The following is a 17,193-nucleotide window of genomic DNA, read 5'->3' as shown; positions in this document are numbered from 1 at the left end:
GAAAGATGACATGTTGTCCATAGTATGGACGTGCAAATATGTTTTATTCTTGCATTTATATATGACAAAATAACCATATTTGTTTCTTTCTAATGATATAAAAGAACTAACTTTCAATATAGATTCGCTAACCATTCCTGATGACTTTGGTTCTAATGAATCAGGTCTAAATACTCTGTTTTTATCAAATATGAAAATTAGTTTTTCTTCTCTTAACTCCATATATATCATGGAGTGTCAGTTATTTTGTTAAGGAAATATGAAGTATTTGGACATTAATTTAACTCCTATAAGCAAACATTCTTAATTCTTTTTCAACAAAATAGAACTATTCGGAGGAAAAGGAGAGGTTTGTGTGCAGGGACCTATAGCCATTTTTAGCGATAACGACAGGGCTATTGATTATCCCAATGTGATTTGTTTTTACCAATATATACAGTGCGAGGACACGGAGGCAGCTTCAGTCTACGAGAACGCATGTTGTTGCCTGATTGATTATAGGGAGCCGGGGCAGGCAGTGCGGAAAGCCAATCAGATCCGTAGCCAATTTCCGCAAATGCCATTGTTACTGGTGACGGATGTAACATTTCCGTTCAGTGATCAGCATATGGTGCAAATCATCGGAGTAGGTCGTTTGCGGCTGCTATTTTGGCAAGCCAATGACAACGAAGAAATGCTTTCGGAAATACAAAGCTTGCTCTATCCCGAGTATTCGACCAAAAGCCAACATATTGCATTTATCTTGTCTGTATATAACGAAGAGCAACGTTTTGTTCATGTCAAAACCTTTGCTGAACGATTGCAGGTCTTTATCCGCAGCCATATTATTGAAGGTTCGATTTATCTCATTGATGATGGCAGCTACGATGGTACGAATGCCTTGATTAAAGCGCTGGAGGCAGCCACGGACTTGTCCGTAAACCGGATTAATCAGAATCTTAGCCCGCTGCTTCAAACAAGGGAATTGGGACGCAATACACGTAAGGCAGGCACGTATCTGGAAGGGATGCGGACCATTGGTGCGGATTACTACGTATTTGTGGACGCAGATGACTCCTTTTTTATTGAGGATATTGCCAGAATGATTAATGTTGTTCAGCAGGGCTATTATGATGTCGTGATCGGAACCAAGGATATGACCGCCGAAAATCGATCTTTTTTGCGATCTGTCGTCAGCTTTGGTAAGCGGGTCATTTCCCGCCCTTTTTTACCCACAGGTGTGGTGGATTCCCAGACTGGGCTTAAAGTGATGAGTTCGGTTGCAGTGAAGCGAATGTTTCCGCATTTAAAGGAACAGCTTGGACTGGCGTTGGATTTGGAAATGATGTTTATTGCCAAGCGACTCCAGCTTCGTGTGCTGCAATTACCCGTCAAATGTATTGACCGGGATGGCTCGCACATCCATGTCTGGAAGGATTCTATTCGTTTTTTGCGCTCCATCATTGATATTTGGCGACTGGATCGGCGGGTGAGATAACAACGTGAACAACCGAGTACGATCGTTGATGTTTCCTCTCTTTAATGTGCTGCTTAACGGATTTAATTTTTTCTTCCACATTGCAGCGAGCTGGTATCTTACCGGACAAGCTTATGGCCAGGCGAATGCGCTGCTGGCGCTTTTTGCGCTTTTATCCGTTTTGGGTTTATCCATCCAGCTATTAACTGCCAAACTGGTCTCTAAGGGAGACCAGAAGCTTGCGCTACGAAGCTTACCGCTCGGTTCTCTATTACTCAAAGCACCTCTGGTGCTAACCGTGCTTGCCATGATCATTTTACTCATCTTTCATCCGTTACTGCGTTCGCTATTAGGCGTCGAATCCGGCCCGCTGTTCATGCTGTATGGCTTGATCGGACTGCATATTCTTGTGAGTTCGTGCCGCGGAGATTTACAGGGCAGGGAACGCATGTTGGCGCTCAATGTGAACTATTACATTGAGGTATTAGGGAAGCTGAGCCTGTTTTTTGTTCTGGCTGCACTGGGGTTAAAGCTGGAAGCCCTACTGTTAGCGAGCTGTGGGGGAATGTTACTGTCGCTGCTCCACGGCTGGATCGTTTCGGCTCGTGGCTTGTCCTTATTCACATACGGTAGAGAACATATCCCTTCTGGGCTATGGAAATCATTGAGTCAGGATTTCACCGATAGCCTTATGACAAATTTATTCATTTTGTTTTGTATCTCCATCGACATGTTGTATGTACAGCATTACTTTCCCGAGCAGGCCAGCAGCTATGCCATTGCGCTGAAGTACAGCCAGTTGGTCTATTACGTTTCGTATAGCCTCATTGCTGCCTTTATTCCAAAGATCGGTGCGCAGGGGCATGACCGCCAAGCTTTGGGCAAGTTGATTGCCGTCTATGCCGCATTAATGGCTGTAGCTGCGATCTGTGTATATGTGGGCACGACCTTTGTGTTCCCATCCTCTATTTCTATATTATTCGGAGCCTCTTACCAATCGGCTGAGGCCTATATTCCATGGGGAGGATGGGTGTACTGGCTATTTTCCATCGTGCTGTTTTTTGTACATGTGCACGTATTGGTGGGCAGACGCAAATTTATGTTCAGTTTGATGGCAGGAGCCGCGGCTTTATTAGTAGCCTTTCATATTGCCCACACAGATCCGGTAGATTTTTTGCTATCTGAGTTCATTGTTTATGGGGCTATGGCTCTCTACTTTGTGATAGACGCCTATGTGCATTTGTTTAAAATAAAGATAAAGGGGGATTTACCCCATGAATACCATACATGAACAGGACGGTAAAACCGTAGTTCTATTGCTTTCCTGGCGTGACATTCGTTCACCTAAAAGCGGGGGAGCAGAAATTTTCACCCACGAAATGCTTAAACGCTCACAGCAAGGCCGCTTCCAATTCATTCATTTTTCACCTCAATTTGAGGGGATGTCTGAACATGAAGTTATTGACGGTATTACGTATATTCGAAAAGGGAACATATACAGTGTTATTTATTATGCGATGCGCTATTACCGTCGTCATCGAAGGAAGATCGACTATGTGATTAACCAGGCGAATACGCATCAATTCTTTACCCGATTTTGGGTGGAGGCATCCAAACGGATTTTTTTCATACATCAGCTAACAAGGGAAATATGGTTTGAGAACGCCAAATTCCCGCTAAATGTTATTGGGTTTCATATGGAGCCCTTGATGCTTAAGCTGGCTCGTAAGGATCGGACGCTTACGGTATCTCCGTCTACTCGATACGATCTACTTAAGCTGGGCTTTCACCCGGATCGTGTCCATCTTTTACCGGAAGGCATTGAGTTTGATCATTGGCCGCGCGAACAATTTTTAACGAAGGAGTCTAATCCGACCTTCATGTATGCTGGGCGCTTCGTCAAATATAAAGGGATCGATCTGGTCGTTGAGGCCTTTGGGCAGCTCAAGGAAAAGTTCCCTCAGGCTATGTTATGGATTGCCGGAAAAACCGATAAAACCTATGTGGCAGAACAATTGTTGCCGATTATGAAACGATATGGATTAACATACGGAGAACCGGATGAACAGGGGCAATCGCAAGCCGATATTACCTTTTACGGATTTGTTTCAGCAGAGCATAAGCTGGAGCTGATGAGTCGTGCCCACGCGCTGGTGTTTCCTTCCTTGCGTGAAGGCTGGGGGTTGACGATTACCGAAGCGGCAGCCGTTGGAACGCCCAGCATTGTCAGCAATTCACCGGGGCTGGTGGATGCAACGGATTTCGGAAAAAGCGGGTATCTATGCTTTCACGGCGACATCCGTGGATTATCTGAACAAATGGAAAGAGCAGCCAAGGGCGGCGAAGATTACATGGCCATCCGTGAGCGGGCGTATCAATATGCGTTAAGATTCCATTTTGATCATACGGCTGCTGCGTTTGAGCAGTTGATGGAAGATTGGGTAGAGGAGGCGGAACAGAGTGGACAAAGTGGTCATTCTCTTCTCCACGTACAACAATGAGCGGACGATAGAGCCTTGTTTGCGAAGCTGTATGGGGCAAAATTACAAGGATCTGCATATTGTAATTGCTGATGATGGCTCCAATGATCGGACCGTCGAGACGATTCGTATGCTGTCGGCAGGGAGTTCAGTACCCGTAACGGTACTGGAGCTTCCCCATGGGGAGCGGGGAGTCGCTAGGGTCAGGGCGGTTGAGGAAGCGAAACACTTGGGGGCCGAATACATATTTGTATTGGATTCCGATATGATTTTAGCCGAACATCTGATTCAGCAGAGCATCGACTTTTTTGACGATCATCAGGATATTGGCGCCTTGGTCATTCCGGAGGAGGCGTATTCGGAAGCGGACAATTTTTTTTCCAAAGTGAAAGTTTTTGAGCGAAATGTGATTAATAACGCGGGTGAGACCTTGGGAAAACGCTCCATTGAAGCGGCACGCTTCTGGCGAATGAGCGCTTATGAATCGACGGGCGGGTTTAATGCGGAGCAGATTGCTTTTGAAGAAATACAGCCAACCTTGCGTTATATAGAGTCTGGCGGAGTTATTCGCCGGGCGGTATTTACACGGGTATACCATGATGAAAAACAGGTGTATCTGCACGATGTATTACGTAAAAAAGCCTATTACTTTTCGGTGATGGATCGTACGATGTCATCTGAAGAGGGCGGATTGCGAAAGGCGCTGGAACGTTGGTACTTCTTCCGTCCGGTGCTGTATACATGGGGGAATATGAAAAAATATATCCGTCACCCCTTGCTGACGATAGGGATGTTGTGGATGTATGTATGCCTGACTGTGATTGGGGTAGCCGCCGTGTTAAAGGGCGGCACCCGTCACTCAGGCGATCTCGCTAAGGCGGATAAGGCGTAACGATGAATGGCCGAGGGTCAGCGTATCCAGCGTGTACAGGTCGGGATCAGAAGATTCCGACTCCTCATACGGTATATATAATGAATGCGTGGTTAACTGAATACCTTCCCCGTCAGGATGACGTAGTGAGCAGCCGACAGGATACAGCTCAGCGAGTGCAATGTGTACAGCGGTTACGATATCTTGTTCATTCAGTAGCACATAGGGTCGGTACGGAGCGTTCAAAATGCTGTCTATAAATGCTGACAGGTCGGAAGCTACGTTCTGTTCTGCATGCAGGCTATTTCGGTTGAGTTTGGCCTGATCAAGCGCCTCATACAGTATTTTTTTTAGCGTATCATCATCCAACTCCAGCGGTTTCGTCAAAAAACGGAACACACCGACTTGATTAATCGCCGATAAAATGGACTGCGTATGCAGGTGACCAGACAAAATGATTCGTACGATATGCGGATAATCCTTCTTAATCATGCGAAGGAAGGTAATCCCATCCAGACCAGGCATGAGCAGATCGGAAACGACCACATCAATCGGGTGCTGTTCCAGCACTTGTAAGGCTTCTTTGGGCGTGTGAGCGGTATGTAAGTTAAATGCTTCTTGCGTCAAGGTCCGTTCGAGCAGGGACAGAACCATAGGGCTGTCGTCAACAAATAGAATGTTTTGGGGTGTCATAAGAACTGCGCAACTCCAATCAGGAAGTAAGAAATGAGGAACTACATGTATAATATCAGCGTTTTGGCATTTTTGAAAGATGTCAATACAGAACGGGCGTTGCGTCTTTTTTGTGAACGATTTGATTCGGCTGAACATGCCCTCTGGGAAAAAGGTATGCGTCTCCTTCATCAGTATCATGCTGCACGGCATACAGGGGTGACCCTGGCTGTCTCCAGCGCACTTCAGCATATGGACGATCGTCATGATATTTACGTTGTTGATCTGCGAGAATACGGCGAGGAAGAGCTGGATCGCTTATATATCGCAAAAACATGCGAGTTGATCCTACTGACGGACGGGGCAACGGAAACCGCTGCGAGGTTTGCTGCCCTCCAGCGTCGCACTCCCCGGTTGCTGTGCGCACGGCTACCGCTGGTCAGCTACGAGCTGGAATGCCTGATGCAGGCTATTTTGAGCCGTCTTGAACAAAATGGAGGGGACAGGGAAGCATGAAACAATGGGCTTTGTTGAAACCAGGTTGGCAAAAGCTGATCCTGTACCTGATCGTTCTGGGTGTGACAGTGTTTTTGGCCGCCGTGCTTCAATGGTTTGTCGTGCGACAATTCAGTGTTCACTTAGCGGAGATTCAGAACGAACGGCTCCAGTATGAGGTACAGGAACTTTCTAGCAGCATAACCGAGCGTTATGCCGCATGGCAGGCTGAACTGAAGGAGCTGTCGTCCAGTCTGGGCAGAGATATGCTGAATCAGGGAACACGCCAGTATCCTGAGGGTTTTAAGCGTGAAAGCGGGGCCTTTTATGTGCTGGATGAGCAGTATCATGTGATGGTCGGACGAGATAATCGTGAGATGAAAAGTGTAGTCCAGCAGATTAAATGGCTGCAAAATGGTTGTGCAGTAAGCTCTTTTGTGACAGAGGATCATCAGCCTGCCCAGTATATAGCATGCAGGATTCAAGGGGCGCAGATGGGCGGTTTTATGGTGCGCACGGTTGACGCTGATATGCTCAGCGGGATTATTAAAAGTAAACCGATTAACCAGCATGAGACTTTATTTTATAACGGTCAATTTAAGGTCGTAGCTTCCCGAAGTACTTCGGATATTAACCGAACGGACATCACGGGCGTAACCCGTAGGTTGCTGGAAGGCAATACAGGTATCATCGAAGATGGCGGAGAGAAACACGGAATAGGATTCAGCCGCATTGGGGAAGAGGCCCTTTACATATCGGTTAAGGATGTCAGTGAGGATACAGCTCAGCGAATCAGCTCCTTTCGCAAACAGTTATGGATGGCCATGGTTCTGATATTGTTCATTCTGTGGGCCATGCTCGTACAGTTCCGCAAACGGATTGTAAAGGATGCCATCGTGAACAATCAGGTGCGTGACCAACGGCGAGATGAAGATATGCGACAGCAGCAGGACACATATTATTTGCCGTTAATGCAGACGATTGAGCAGCAACTACAAGAGCTGCAGGAGCAGACTAGCCGTCTCACGGGCGGCGACGATTTGAAGCTACTGGGATTTTATCATGATCTAGCAAACCGCTTTGAAGCGGCTTCGAGTCAGGGAAAAGGAGCCTCTCATGAGGAACTGGAGTATTTTCGCGAGTTGAATGAAAATTTCATCCAGGGTCGTCTCAGACAGGAATCCTCACTGGGAGAGTTACTGACGGGAGTTCGTAGCTTGCGCGATGAGCTGGAAGAGAAGATGCATGATAATAGTGGAATTAGCTTTACAGATATGAATGAAGTATTGTCTGAGTCGCTGAAATGGGCGAACCGTTCATTGAACATGAAGAACATTCAAGTGATCTTGCGGCAAGAGCCTGTTCCATCAATTGCAGCACAAGCACCCATGCTGTACAAAACGATTCAGGGGCTGCTGGAAAATGCAGTGCAGGCCATGGGCCAAGGTGGGGAGCAGCCTGAGAATCAGGAAAAGGGCCGAACAGGTCTGCGGTCCAAGCGGCAATCTCAAGTGCTTAAGGTTAGTTCACGGCTGGAAGAAGGAGAAATTATTATTAACATTGAAGACACGGGCGGCGGGATTGATGATAAAATGCGTTGGAGCTATTTCCAGCCAGACTATTCCCAAAACTCACAGGAGCATGCGTTCAGCCTGTATCATATGGATGCATACCTGAAGACCATAGGCGGTCGTTTAAAGCTGCGTAATACCGATCAGGGCTTGCAGGCAATCGTTCGTTTGAGAAGATAGGCCCAAGATAACCGACAGATATACGAGAAGTTCAAGAGAGGGGGACAAGCATGAAAAAATGGATATTTCGCTACCGCTACGATATGGCGGCAATGATGTTGATGCTGATTGCGATTGTTGCATATCTTGCACCCATCTATGGACCAGGGCAAATTGTGTTTAGCGACATTGCTTTTGGAGCCACCTCTCATCGGTATCTGGAGGAAATAACCGGAGTATGGAACGAGCGATGGTCTACCTCGACCTTGTTCAATGCTCCACGTATCCTGTACATCTTGCCCTTCTATGGACTGTCACTCTTATTTGACGAAAGCGGCCCGGTCTTGCTCAAGTCGTTTATTACAGGCTTGTTATTTGTTTCGGCATTTTCGATGTATGCCTTTGCCAAGCGTCTGGTTAGCGTGTATTATTCACCAAGCTTTACGAAGACCCGTATTTTTGCCATCATGGTTGGCTCGTTGTTTTATGCGCTGAATCCGTGGGTTATTTTCCGCATTCAGCATATTTATTTGCTCTGTGGATATAGTCTGTTTCCGTTAATGCTGCGATTCTTCTTTAGTGCGGTGGACCCCAAGTTTCAAATTCAACAAATTAAAAACTATCATCCCCACAAGCTTTATCAACGGAACTGGATCGACCTGTTCCTGTTGGCTGCGGTATTCACCGTTAGTGCTGCGGCAATTCATTATTTTTTCTTTGGCATGATTTATTTGGGATTGTTCACCTTGTTGCTACTGATCAAACTAACTTGGACCCACCGAAAGGCTGGTCGCAGCTATTTGCAGCCGTTATACGGCAATTTTTTGCGTAAAGGGATCATTTTTGGCGTCTTTTTTGGTCTGCTCAGTTTTTATTGGTTGTCTCTATATGTCGGTAGCATGTTGATGGACGCTCAAGCGTCTCAGCATAATATCAACGTCGTGGATACGTTATCTCTGTTCAGCCGCAACAGCAGTTTATATAACGTAGGTTATTTACTGAGCTATTGGTGGCCCATGTTTTCCTTGTCCTCACTGCCTAGCATGTTTTATGTAGGAGGGGGATTTTTGTTGCTATTGATCGGATATGCGATGGTGACACGTTCACATAAAAATCCGATTATTCTGATCTTCTCGCTACTTACGCTACTGTTTCTAGTTGCAGCTACCGGGACGACGTTCCCATCCATTGCCAAGTGGTTTGTCATTTTGGTTACGAAAACCCCTGTGATTGGTTCGGTTTTCCGTGACCCTAACAAATTTATTGGACTGATTGCCCTTAATTTCGGGGTGTTGCTGACCTTTGGTGTCATTCAATTTATGGAATGGTTCGGATCATCCCCGTTACAGCGTGTATATAAAAAGCTAGCAGTAGTTATCGTTGTCTTGTGCCTCGGGGTATATTTTGCTCCCTTGCGTACTCAGTTCATTGAGGGGTACTACAAGCCGGTACAAGTGCCGGAGGCTTATAGTCAAATGGCTGAAAAGCTGACTGACCCGGATCGTTACGATAGCAAGGCATTATACTTTCCGATTGCTGACAATATGATTCAGAGCTATAACGGAGTAGCCACGCCCAAATGGAATAAAGGGAAGACCGCAAACGAGAAGGCAACCGGAGATTTTCAGGTATACTCTTCTCCTAAAAATACGATCTTTCATCATGAGGGGAATGATCCCGGCATTACATACTATATGAATTTTCTGCAGTATGTCATGGACAATGGATTAAGCTCTCGATTAGGCTGGCTGTTCTCTACCTTTGGGGTCAATCAGTTGGTCTATCATGATGAATATGTGGGGCAGGAGAAGCGGCAGGATTTCCACCTGTCTCAGCTGGAAGGTCAGACCGGGCTGAAACGTACGTACCGGAACGGGCTATTTTCCATATTCAATCTCGATCAGACACCGCCCTATATGAACATCCTTGCGAGTAAAATTGTAACACCTTACGGTTTTAGCCGACTGGAGAGCTACAGTCATCTGCCTGGTTTTGATTTTAACCGCTTTGGAGTGCTGTTCAGTGCGTTAAGGCCTGAGCTAAAAACCATCCAGACGATTAACAAAGGGGATTACGTGGAGGCGGCGTCCTTTAATGACTTGCTGTTGTCACAGCTTCCAGCAGAGGATTACTTACGGCCTTTTGATGCCATTGAGGATGGTAATGCCTTTTTAAAATGGTCCAAAACCTTTGCCTCGACCAACGATTGGTTATGGTATTTATCCTCTCAAAATATACGGAACTTTCCGTTCGATATGGAAATGGATGCAGGGATTGCGGTTACCTTTGCCAGTAAGAAGCTGGATGTGGCCCCGTATCAGATGAGCAGCATCGATGGGAAGACGGTCGTGGACTTTGATTCCATGTTGCGGACCGAAACCTTCTTCAAGCCGGATAATCCGCAGTTGTTTAGTGTGCAGGCTAATCCCCGTGAGGAATTGAATGATGTGCCCACTCTGCATGGCGAAATTATGAAGGGAGACCCGAGTAATATATGGCAAGTCGCTAGATCGGGTTTGCTGGAAGCCAAGGAGAATAATCCGTATCAGTTCCAAATCACTGTTTCTGGCCGCGGGACGAACAAAATGCATGTAAAAATGAGATTTTACGATAAGCAAATGCGTGAGCTGGGGGTTAGCTATGTTGTGGCGCCCTCGGAGGGATATAATTTTGACAGTGTGAAATTTTACGGGGAATACGTTTCGCCGCCAGGCAGCTATTGGATGCGAATGGATTTGTTAACCTTACAGCGTCCACAGCAAAAAAATTACTGGTGGATTCATGATATCCAGCTGCGTGATTTGGGGCAATACAGCAAGCCTAATACGTTTACGATGCACAAAAAACTGGACCAACCTCAAACCTCGCATGTATATGCTAGAGTGTTTATGAATAAGGCAGGCGGGAAATTGCAAGTCACACTGCCCGACAAAGTGGTTAGTATCAAAACTCAGGATGATGGCTTGAACCAATTCCAATGGATCGATCTGGGAGTGCATGCCTTTCCCAAAGGAGATACCCCGGTCACGGTTAATAACCTGCAAGGCTTTAATGCGGTCAATCAATTTGCGATTGTGCCTACAGACCAGCTAGATCAGCTATCTTTTCCCGTGGAGCAGGCATTGAAGCGGGGCAAGCTCTTTTTCACCTTGGAGGCAGAGAACGATTTTAACGCCCAAGGGAATGTGCAGACGGAACGTGCTTTACCAAGACTTAGTATGGGGCGGGGGATCAGCTATCAGAAGGGGACGTTAAGCAGGGATGTGGAAGTCGCCAAAACGGGAACCTATGCCACAGCTATTTTGGCTAATCTCCCCGCCGGGTACCAGGGGGCATTAACGATGAAGTGGACGAATGAAGAGACTGGAGAGGTGTTGACCAGAACGATTCATACGGGGGAGCCGTATAAGCGATTACCTGCTACCTCTTTATCCGAAAAGCAGGTTATTGAAACGGTGCCCAATCAGGATGGTTTTGCCAAGAAAATCATACAGATTCCCGGTCTGCTGAATGACTATGGCCGAGTCGAATTTAAAAATCTGTTCCTAACCAAGGGGAAGTATCGCTTAACCCTTGTCCTGGATAGTCAGGTGCCGTCATTGAGCCGTTTTGGAGATATTCATCGAATGGGCGGGCAGGAAGTGACGGTGATGCCTGGGGAGGATACGAAGGAATCATTGAGCACGACGGATGTCGGATGTGTGGCGGATATTCGACCTGGGCAGACGAATCTGTCAATCAAGGACACAGGACTGTCTATCCGTTACGCACCTAGCTATTCCTGTGACTGGAATATTTATGCGTCCAAGAAAATGAAGGCAGAGCCGCTGCAAGAGTATGCCGTGCAGTTGGATGCGCGATCAGAACAAATTGGAAGTCGGCATATGAAGGTCATTTTTTTGAATAAAGCGTCCCAGGTTCTCCAAACCTCCTATATTGATGAGGTGGAGGAGAGAGATAAGGAACAATGGAATCATTACGATCAAATTGTGAAGGCTCCGGCAGGAACTGCCTTGATGCAGTTTCAGATTTTGGCGCACGCGCACAAGAAGCAGTCAGGCTTATTTCAAATGAAGCAATATTCCATCATCCCTTATCAAGCGATGATTACTGTGGATCAATTTACGTTGTTTGAGGGAACGGATTTGGATACCTTTTTTATGGCTCCCCACACTTCGGAAAGCATTCAGGCTACTCGTGAAAATTCCATGGAACGCAGTTTTACGCTATATAATCCAACGCATGAGCAGGTGCTGATCCGGGAGACCGAATCACCCAATCCACTGTGGGAGTTCAGGCTGGGTAGCGAAAATCAGCGAGCCCGTCTGTCCGTCAATGGAGTGACTACCGGATTCATTACCGATGGTAACGGAAACGGGAAAGTCGTCGTTATTCTGGCTTCCGCCTACCGTTTCGGCTGGGTGCTATTCCTCATAGGGATACTGGGTGGAGCAGCTTGTTTTCTTCCTTATCGGCGATGGAAGAAGCGAAAGCTTCCATAAAAAGCAAGCTGCTCAGTGGGGAAATGGGTAGCCATGATACGGCTACATCTCATATTTGTAGCCTCTGCCCCATACAGTACGGATGTGCTGAGGATTTTTAGGGTCACGTTCTATTTTTTTGCGGAGGCTGGAAATATGTACGTCGATAGTGCGATCCAGATAAGCGCCATCTCCGCCTTTGATCCGATCCATCAGCTCACTGCGGGTAAAGACTTTACCTGGATAACAGGACATCTCTTTTATAATAGAAAATTCGATTTGAGTAACTTCTATTTCTTGGTCATCGACTAACAGACAATGACGGTAATCATTCACCCAAATCCTTACCTTTTTAATCTTTTGAGTTACCGTTTGCGATTCAGTGAGCATGTTGCGGCCGCAGCGGCGCAGCAGGGCTTTAATGCGAGCATTTAACTCTATCAGACTGAACGGCTTGCATAAGAAGTCATCTGCTCCGTCATCCAGAGCCTTTATTCTTATATTCAGTACGGTGTTATTAGAGATGACCAGCATAGGGACTGTGGTAAATTGGCGGATTTGGCTGATCAGCGCACATTCGACTTTACCGGAAAACATCAGAGCGGTCACAATAATATCCGGCTTAAAACGCATAAGTGTAGGAATTGCAAGTTTAGAGTCATAAATAAGCTCGGTATGATAGCCTTCCTCCTGAAGATGAAGAGCAATCATATCTGCCAAACTTTTTTGATCTTCAATGACGAGTATTTTTATGGGCATGACTGACATCTCCTGTACAGACAAAGATACAATAGCAGTGCATAATCATGTATTTTCCACGATAATACATACTTATGTATTCGGCAGAAATGCGAAAATTGAACAGTCCTATAATGTAAGAAAAATATTAATTTACAGGAAGAAGGTTGCATCTTTGCGAATGATTTTATTATCTGGAGGTTCGGGTAAACGTCTATGGCCCTTATCCAATGTGAACCGTCCCAAGCAGTTTCTTTCCATACTACGTCACGACGAACGGCCCGAAAGTATGCTGCAACGAATATGGAGGCAATTAGATGACGCGAATTTGGCAGATAAGGCCTATTTTTCGACGAGTGGAACTCAGGCCGAGCTGATCCGGGGGCAAATTGGCGGAGGTGCTGTAGTCATTGAGGAGCCGACTCAGCGGGATACCTTCCCGGCCATTTCCCTGGCTACGGCCTACTTGCATGATGTTGCAGGCGCATCACGCGACGAGATCGTAGGGGTCATGCCTGTGGACGGGTATGCGGGGGATGAATTTTTTGAACATCTGCGCAGGCTTCCTTCAATATTAGAGCAATCAGGAAGCCATATCGCATTAATGGGGGCTGCTCCAACGGAGCCCTCTGATAAATACGGATATATTGTGCCTTCAGCCTCTTCTTCACTTGACCAGCCATATTATAGAGTTAGTTCATTTGTAGAAAAGCCGGATATGATCCGTTCAGAAGCGTTGATCCGCGAAGGGGCCTTATGGAATTGCGGGGTGTTTGCTTTTAGACTGGGCTTTTTGTTGGATATTCTGGAGCAAATGGGTTTACCAGCCGACTACAATTCTCTTTCGACAAATTATGCAGACTTGCCTAAAACTAGCTTCGATATTGCAGTAGTAGAGCATACTCATAAGCTCTCCGTGCTTCCATACTATGGAGAGTGGAGAGACTTGGGCACATGGGATTCGTTGGTGCGGGAAGTAAGTTCGAAGCTAAGTGGCCCAGGATATATTTCAGAAGCTTCACATGACTCGCATATCATCAATGAACTGGAGATTCCGGTTAGCATCTGGAATGTCCCGGACATTATTGTCGTTGCTGGTCCAGATGGCGTGCTGGTTACGGACCGACAGTCGTCAACAGGAATTAAGGATATGGTGGCGGAAATTGAAATCGGCCCGCGTTTTGAAGAGCGCTTCTGGGGAAAGCAAACTGTATTATCCCATCAGCAGGCGGCAAGTGGATTGCAGACAGTGACCAAACGCGTGGTCATATCGAACGGAAGATTTATCAGCTATCATGAGCACCAGTACCGTAAAGAAGTATGGACCATAGTTTCTGGAACCGGAAGTGTCTCTATCAATGGCGTGACACAGATAGTCAGCCCAGGTGAGATTATTGTCGTAGAACCCGGTACAAAGCATTTTATAGGGGCAGTAGAGGGAGATTTAGAATTCATTGAGTCACAAATCGGACATATCGTATCCGAAACAGATATTATCCGATATGAATTTCCTGATTCGATTGACGACCATGCTCTATAAGTGCCTACCATTATAGGGACTGATAGATATGAATGAGCGTTTATCAGAACGCAGTGAAGAGTAGGAGGAACTATTTTTTATTAGAGCTTGGAAGACCTGTGCATTCCTAAGAAAAGGTATTCATGCATTATAGACATGAATACCTTTTTTTGCATAAACAGTTCTTTGTGTTTGTAATGAAATGAATAGAAAAGAGACTTATAAAATAATTTTCTTGGAAGTCAGCCACTCTTTTACGGCGTCCGTACTGAGGTCTCTTTTAGGTGTCCATTCTATTTTATCAACCAGTTTGCCATTTCTGAATTCTGCAATGGTGGGGGTGTATTTAACGTTGTAATCCTCTTTGAATTTATTCCATTGGGACTTGTCCTTATGGATTTTGTGAACGTTCAAAAAAGTAATTTTAGAGCCTAGATTATACTGCTCAATCATCTTATTAAAGTTAGGCTCAAACCGGTTGCAGTCGCCACAACTGGGTCTGCCGACATAGACAAGTACACTTCGATCCTGTTGAATTAAACTCTTAAAATTTTCAAATGTAACCGCATTCAAGTGGTCATATATTTCCGGGTAATTGCTTTTGCTCGCTTGGATTTCTTTGTCTTTTTGTTGAACAACCTGCTCTATGTCTTGAAATTTAGCTACAGCTGAAATAGCGATACCAATGATAAGTAATACAATGACACTTAACCCAGCGATATATCCTTTTTTCACAGAAATCCTCCTTTTTTTACAATCTTACACTTACAGTAAATGATATTTCCATTTCTAGCTGTAACACTTGTCTCATTATGTATAAAAAAAGAAGCTTTCCATTGTTGGGAAAGCTTCTTTAGTCTGATAGTTAAAACGTTAGACCACAACAGTCAACAAGTAATCCTCACGCTTCACTTCAGTTTCCATTGTGTTCAACACATCCAGGTATTGAGCGGAATTTGTTACGATAATTGGTGTAGCTGTAATATAGCCTGCCGCCTTAATTTGCTCGATATCAAATTCAAGCAACAGTTGTCCTTGCTTAACCACATCGCCTTCCTTGACGCGCTTGTCAAAGAATTGTCCTTTCAGCTTCACTGTATTCACACCCACGTGAATCAGAATTTCTGCTCCGTCATTGGAAGTAATACCGATTGCATGTCCGGTCGGGAATACTGTTGTAATCGTTCCATTGACAGGAGATGTCAGCACACCCTCTGTAGGATCAATGAGGATTCCTTTCCCCATAGCACCTGAAGCAAAAGCAACATCAGAAGATTGTTCCAAAGGCAATACTTTACCTTGCAGTGGGCTTACGAGAATTTCTTTCTCGATTGCCACTTCTTTCTTTACGGGTGCAGCTTCTGTTTTTGCAGTTTCTTCTTTTGGATCTTCAAAGCCCAAAATCATAACCAACACAACTGCGAGTACAAAGGCAACGAGCAAACCGATGACTACCCACAAGAATCCAGTTCCAAAATAAGTTGGCAACGCCAGTAAACTAGGCAGGGAGAAGGATTTTGCAGTCGCTCCGCCAGAAGCGATAATAGCGCCCCCAATACCACCGGAAATACAAGCATAAATGAAAGGCTTTTTCAATTTCAAAGTTACACCATAAATCGTTGGTTCAGTAATACCGAATACAGCTGCCAGTGTAGAGGAACCAGCCAAAGCCTTCATCTGGGTGTTCCGGGATTTCAGGAATACCCCCAGTGTTGCACCGGCTTGAGAAAGTACAGCTGCTGTAAGCATCGGAAGCATCGTGTCATACCCCAATGTTGCAATATTGGACAGCATGATAGGAACAAAGCCCCAGTGTACGCCGAAAATAACAAATACTTGCCAGAATGCTCCGGCAACAGCTCCGGCGATCAATGGGCTTAAATTGTATACCCATGTAAAACCGTTCGCCAAGCCCTGACTGATCAGGTTACCGACTGGACCAAAGGCCAAAAACGTCAACGGAACAACGACCAGTAGTGATAGCATAGGTACGATAATGTTTTTAACTGATTGATGGATAAAGGAATTGAACCAGCGCTCCACATAGGACTGTACCCATACCGCGAGAATAATTGGGATTACGCTAGAACTGTATTTAATTAAAATGATTGGAATCCCGAGAAAAGCCAGTTTTGCCGGATTGTCCACCGCCGCAATAACATCCGGGTAGACAAGGGCTCCAGCAACTGCGACAGATACAAAGGCATTTGTCTTAAATTTACGGGACGATGTAATAGCCAGAAATAGAGGCAAGAAATAAAATACACTGTCTGAAGCGGCGTTCAGAATCAGATACGTACCGCTTGTATTATCAATCCAATGGAGCGACAAAATTAATGCCAGAATCCCTTTGAGCAAACCTGCCCCTGCAAGAGCTCCCAAAAGAGGAGAAAAAATGCTGGAAATGATATCGACCGCTTTTCCAAGGAAATTCGTTTTTTCGGAAGACTCTTCCTTTTTCGCATTTGGATTGTCAGCATCCTGTAAATTTGTTTCTGCCATCATATGTTCAAACACTTGACCTACATTGTTGCCGATGACCACTTGAAACTGGCCGCTGCTTTCCACTACTGTAATGACACCAGGGGTTGCTTCCAGTGCGGCTTTGTCTGCTTTTGTACGATCATTTAATTTAAATCTCAAGCGTGTAGCGCAATGGAATACCGAATTGACATTCTCTTCGCCACCAACGAGGGTCACTATTTTTTTAGATAGTTCTTTATCACTCATGTTCAGAACTCCTTATGGGTT

12 protein-coding genes are annotated in these 17,193 nt (G+C 45.5%); 8 read left to right on the top strand and 4 right to left on the bottom strand.

Annotated elements, in window-relative coordinates; translation table 11 throughout:
• Window positions 1-355: 355 nt before the first annotated feature.
• The 4 genes from ACL9RM_RS13825 to ACL9RM_RS13810 are packed head-to-tail and all read left to right on the top strand — an operon-like array spanning window position 356 to window position 4,828.
• Window positions 356-1,477, top strand: coding sequence for a glycosyltransferase (locus ACL9RM_RS13825; RefSeq protein WP_250266533.1), 1,122 nt, complete (start codon window positions 356-358; stop codon window positions 1,475-1,477).
• 4 nt (window positions 1,478-1,481) lie between these two features.
• Window positions 1,482-2,747, top strand: coding sequence for a transporter (locus ACL9RM_RS13820; protein WP_250266532.1), 1,266 nt, complete (start codon window positions 1,482-1,484; stop codon window positions 2,745-2,747).
• The gene (locus ACL9RM_RS13815) at window positions 2,731-3,957 is read left to right on the top strand and encodes a glycosyltransferase family 4 protein (RefSeq protein ID WP_414126388.1); all 1,227 of its coding nucleotides are present in this window, start codon (window positions 2,731-2,733) and stop codon (window positions 3,955-3,957) included. The genes ACL9RM_RS13820 and ACL9RM_RS13815 overlap by 17 nt, the downstream gene beginning before the upstream one ends.
• On the top strand, window positions 3,917-4,828 hold the full coding sequence (locus ACL9RM_RS13810) for a glycosyltransferase family 2 protein (RefSeq protein ID WP_250266530.1): 912 nt from the start codon (window positions 3,917-3,919) through the stop codon (window positions 4,826-4,828). The genes ACL9RM_RS13815 and ACL9RM_RS13810 overlap by 41 nt, the downstream gene beginning before the upstream one ends.
• On the opposite strand, the gene ACL9RM_RS13805 is transcribed toward ACL9RM_RS13810, so the two are convergent.
• A complete protein-coding gene (locus tag ACL9RM_RS13805) occupies window positions 4,796-5,500 on the bottom strand; it encodes a response regulator (protein ID WP_061828841.1) in 705 nt (234 codons plus the stop codon). The two genes, ACL9RM_RS13810 and ACL9RM_RS13805, sit on opposite strands and share 33 nt — an antisense overlap.
• A 45-nt stretch (window positions 5,501-5,545) precedes the next feature.
• On the opposite strand from ACL9RM_RS13805, the gene ACL9RM_RS13800 reads away from it, so the two are divergent.
• The 3 genes from ACL9RM_RS13800 to ACL9RM_RS13790 are packed head-to-tail and all read left to right on the top strand — an operon-like array spanning window position 5,546 to window position 12,206.
• Window positions 5,546-5,995, top strand: coding sequence for a hypothetical protein (locus ACL9RM_RS13800; protein ID WP_023990008.1), 450 nt, complete (start codon window positions 5,546-5,548; stop codon window positions 5,993-5,995).
• Complete coding sequence (locus tag ACL9RM_RS13795; RefSeq protein ID WP_250266529.1) at window positions 5,992-7,725, top strand: ATP-binding protein; 1,734 nt, start codon at window positions 5,992-5,994, stop codon at window positions 7,723-7,725. Before ACL9RM_RS13800 ends, ACL9RM_RS13795 begins: the two co-directional genes overlap by 4 nt.
• A 50-nt stretch (window positions 7,726-7,775) precedes the next feature.
• Window positions 7,776-12,206 carry a nucleoporin NDC1 gene (locus tag ACL9RM_RS13790; protein ID WP_250266528.1) on the top strand — a complete coding sequence of 1,477 codons (4,431 nt, stop codon included), beginning with the start codon at window positions 7,776-7,778 and terminating at the stop codon, window positions 12,204-12,206.
• Between the two features lie 42 nt (window positions 12,207-12,248).
• Here the strand turns inward: ACL9RM_RS13790 and ACL9RM_RS13785 are convergent, their stop codons facing one another.
• Window positions 12,249-12,944, bottom strand: a complete 696-nt coding sequence (locus ACL9RM_RS13785) for a response regulator transcription factor (RefSeq protein WP_061828838.1) — start codon at window positions 12,942-12,944, stop codon at window positions 12,249-12,251.
• Between the two features lie 160 nt (window positions 12,945-13,104).
• On the opposite strand from ACL9RM_RS13785, the gene ACL9RM_RS13780 reads away from it, so the two are divergent.
• The gene (locus ACL9RM_RS13780; RefSeq protein WP_250266527.1) at window positions 13,105-14,463 is read left to right on the top strand and encodes a sugar phosphate nucleotidyltransferase; all 1,359 of its coding nucleotides are present in this window, start codon (window positions 13,105-13,107) and stop codon (window positions 14,461-14,463) included.
• Between the two features lie 198 nt (window positions 14,464-14,661).
• Here the strand turns inward: ACL9RM_RS13780 and ACL9RM_RS13775 are convergent, their stop codons facing one another.
• Window positions 14,662-15,177: a thioredoxin family protein gene (locus ACL9RM_RS13775; RefSeq protein WP_235308575.1), complete on the bottom strand. Its 516-nt coding sequence runs from the start codon at window positions 15,175-15,177 to the stop codon at window positions 14,662-14,664.
• A gap of 138 nt (window positions 15,178-15,315) precedes the next feature.
• Complete coding sequence (locus tag ACL9RM_RS13770; protein ID WP_061828836.1) at window positions 15,316-17,172, bottom strand: beta-glucoside-specific PTS transporter subunit IIABC; 1,857 nt, start codon at window positions 17,170-17,172, stop codon at window positions 15,316-15,318.
• Between the last annotated feature and the right edge of the window lie 21 nt (window positions 17,173-17,193).

Origin of the sequence: Paenibacillus sp. S29, assembly GCF_049319765.1 — a bacterium.
Classification (GTDB): Bacteria; Bacillota; Bacilli; order Paenibacillales; family Paenibacillaceae; genus Paenibacillus; species Paenibacillus polymyxa_B.
This window is presented reverse-complemented; position numbering and strand designations above follow the sequence as displayed.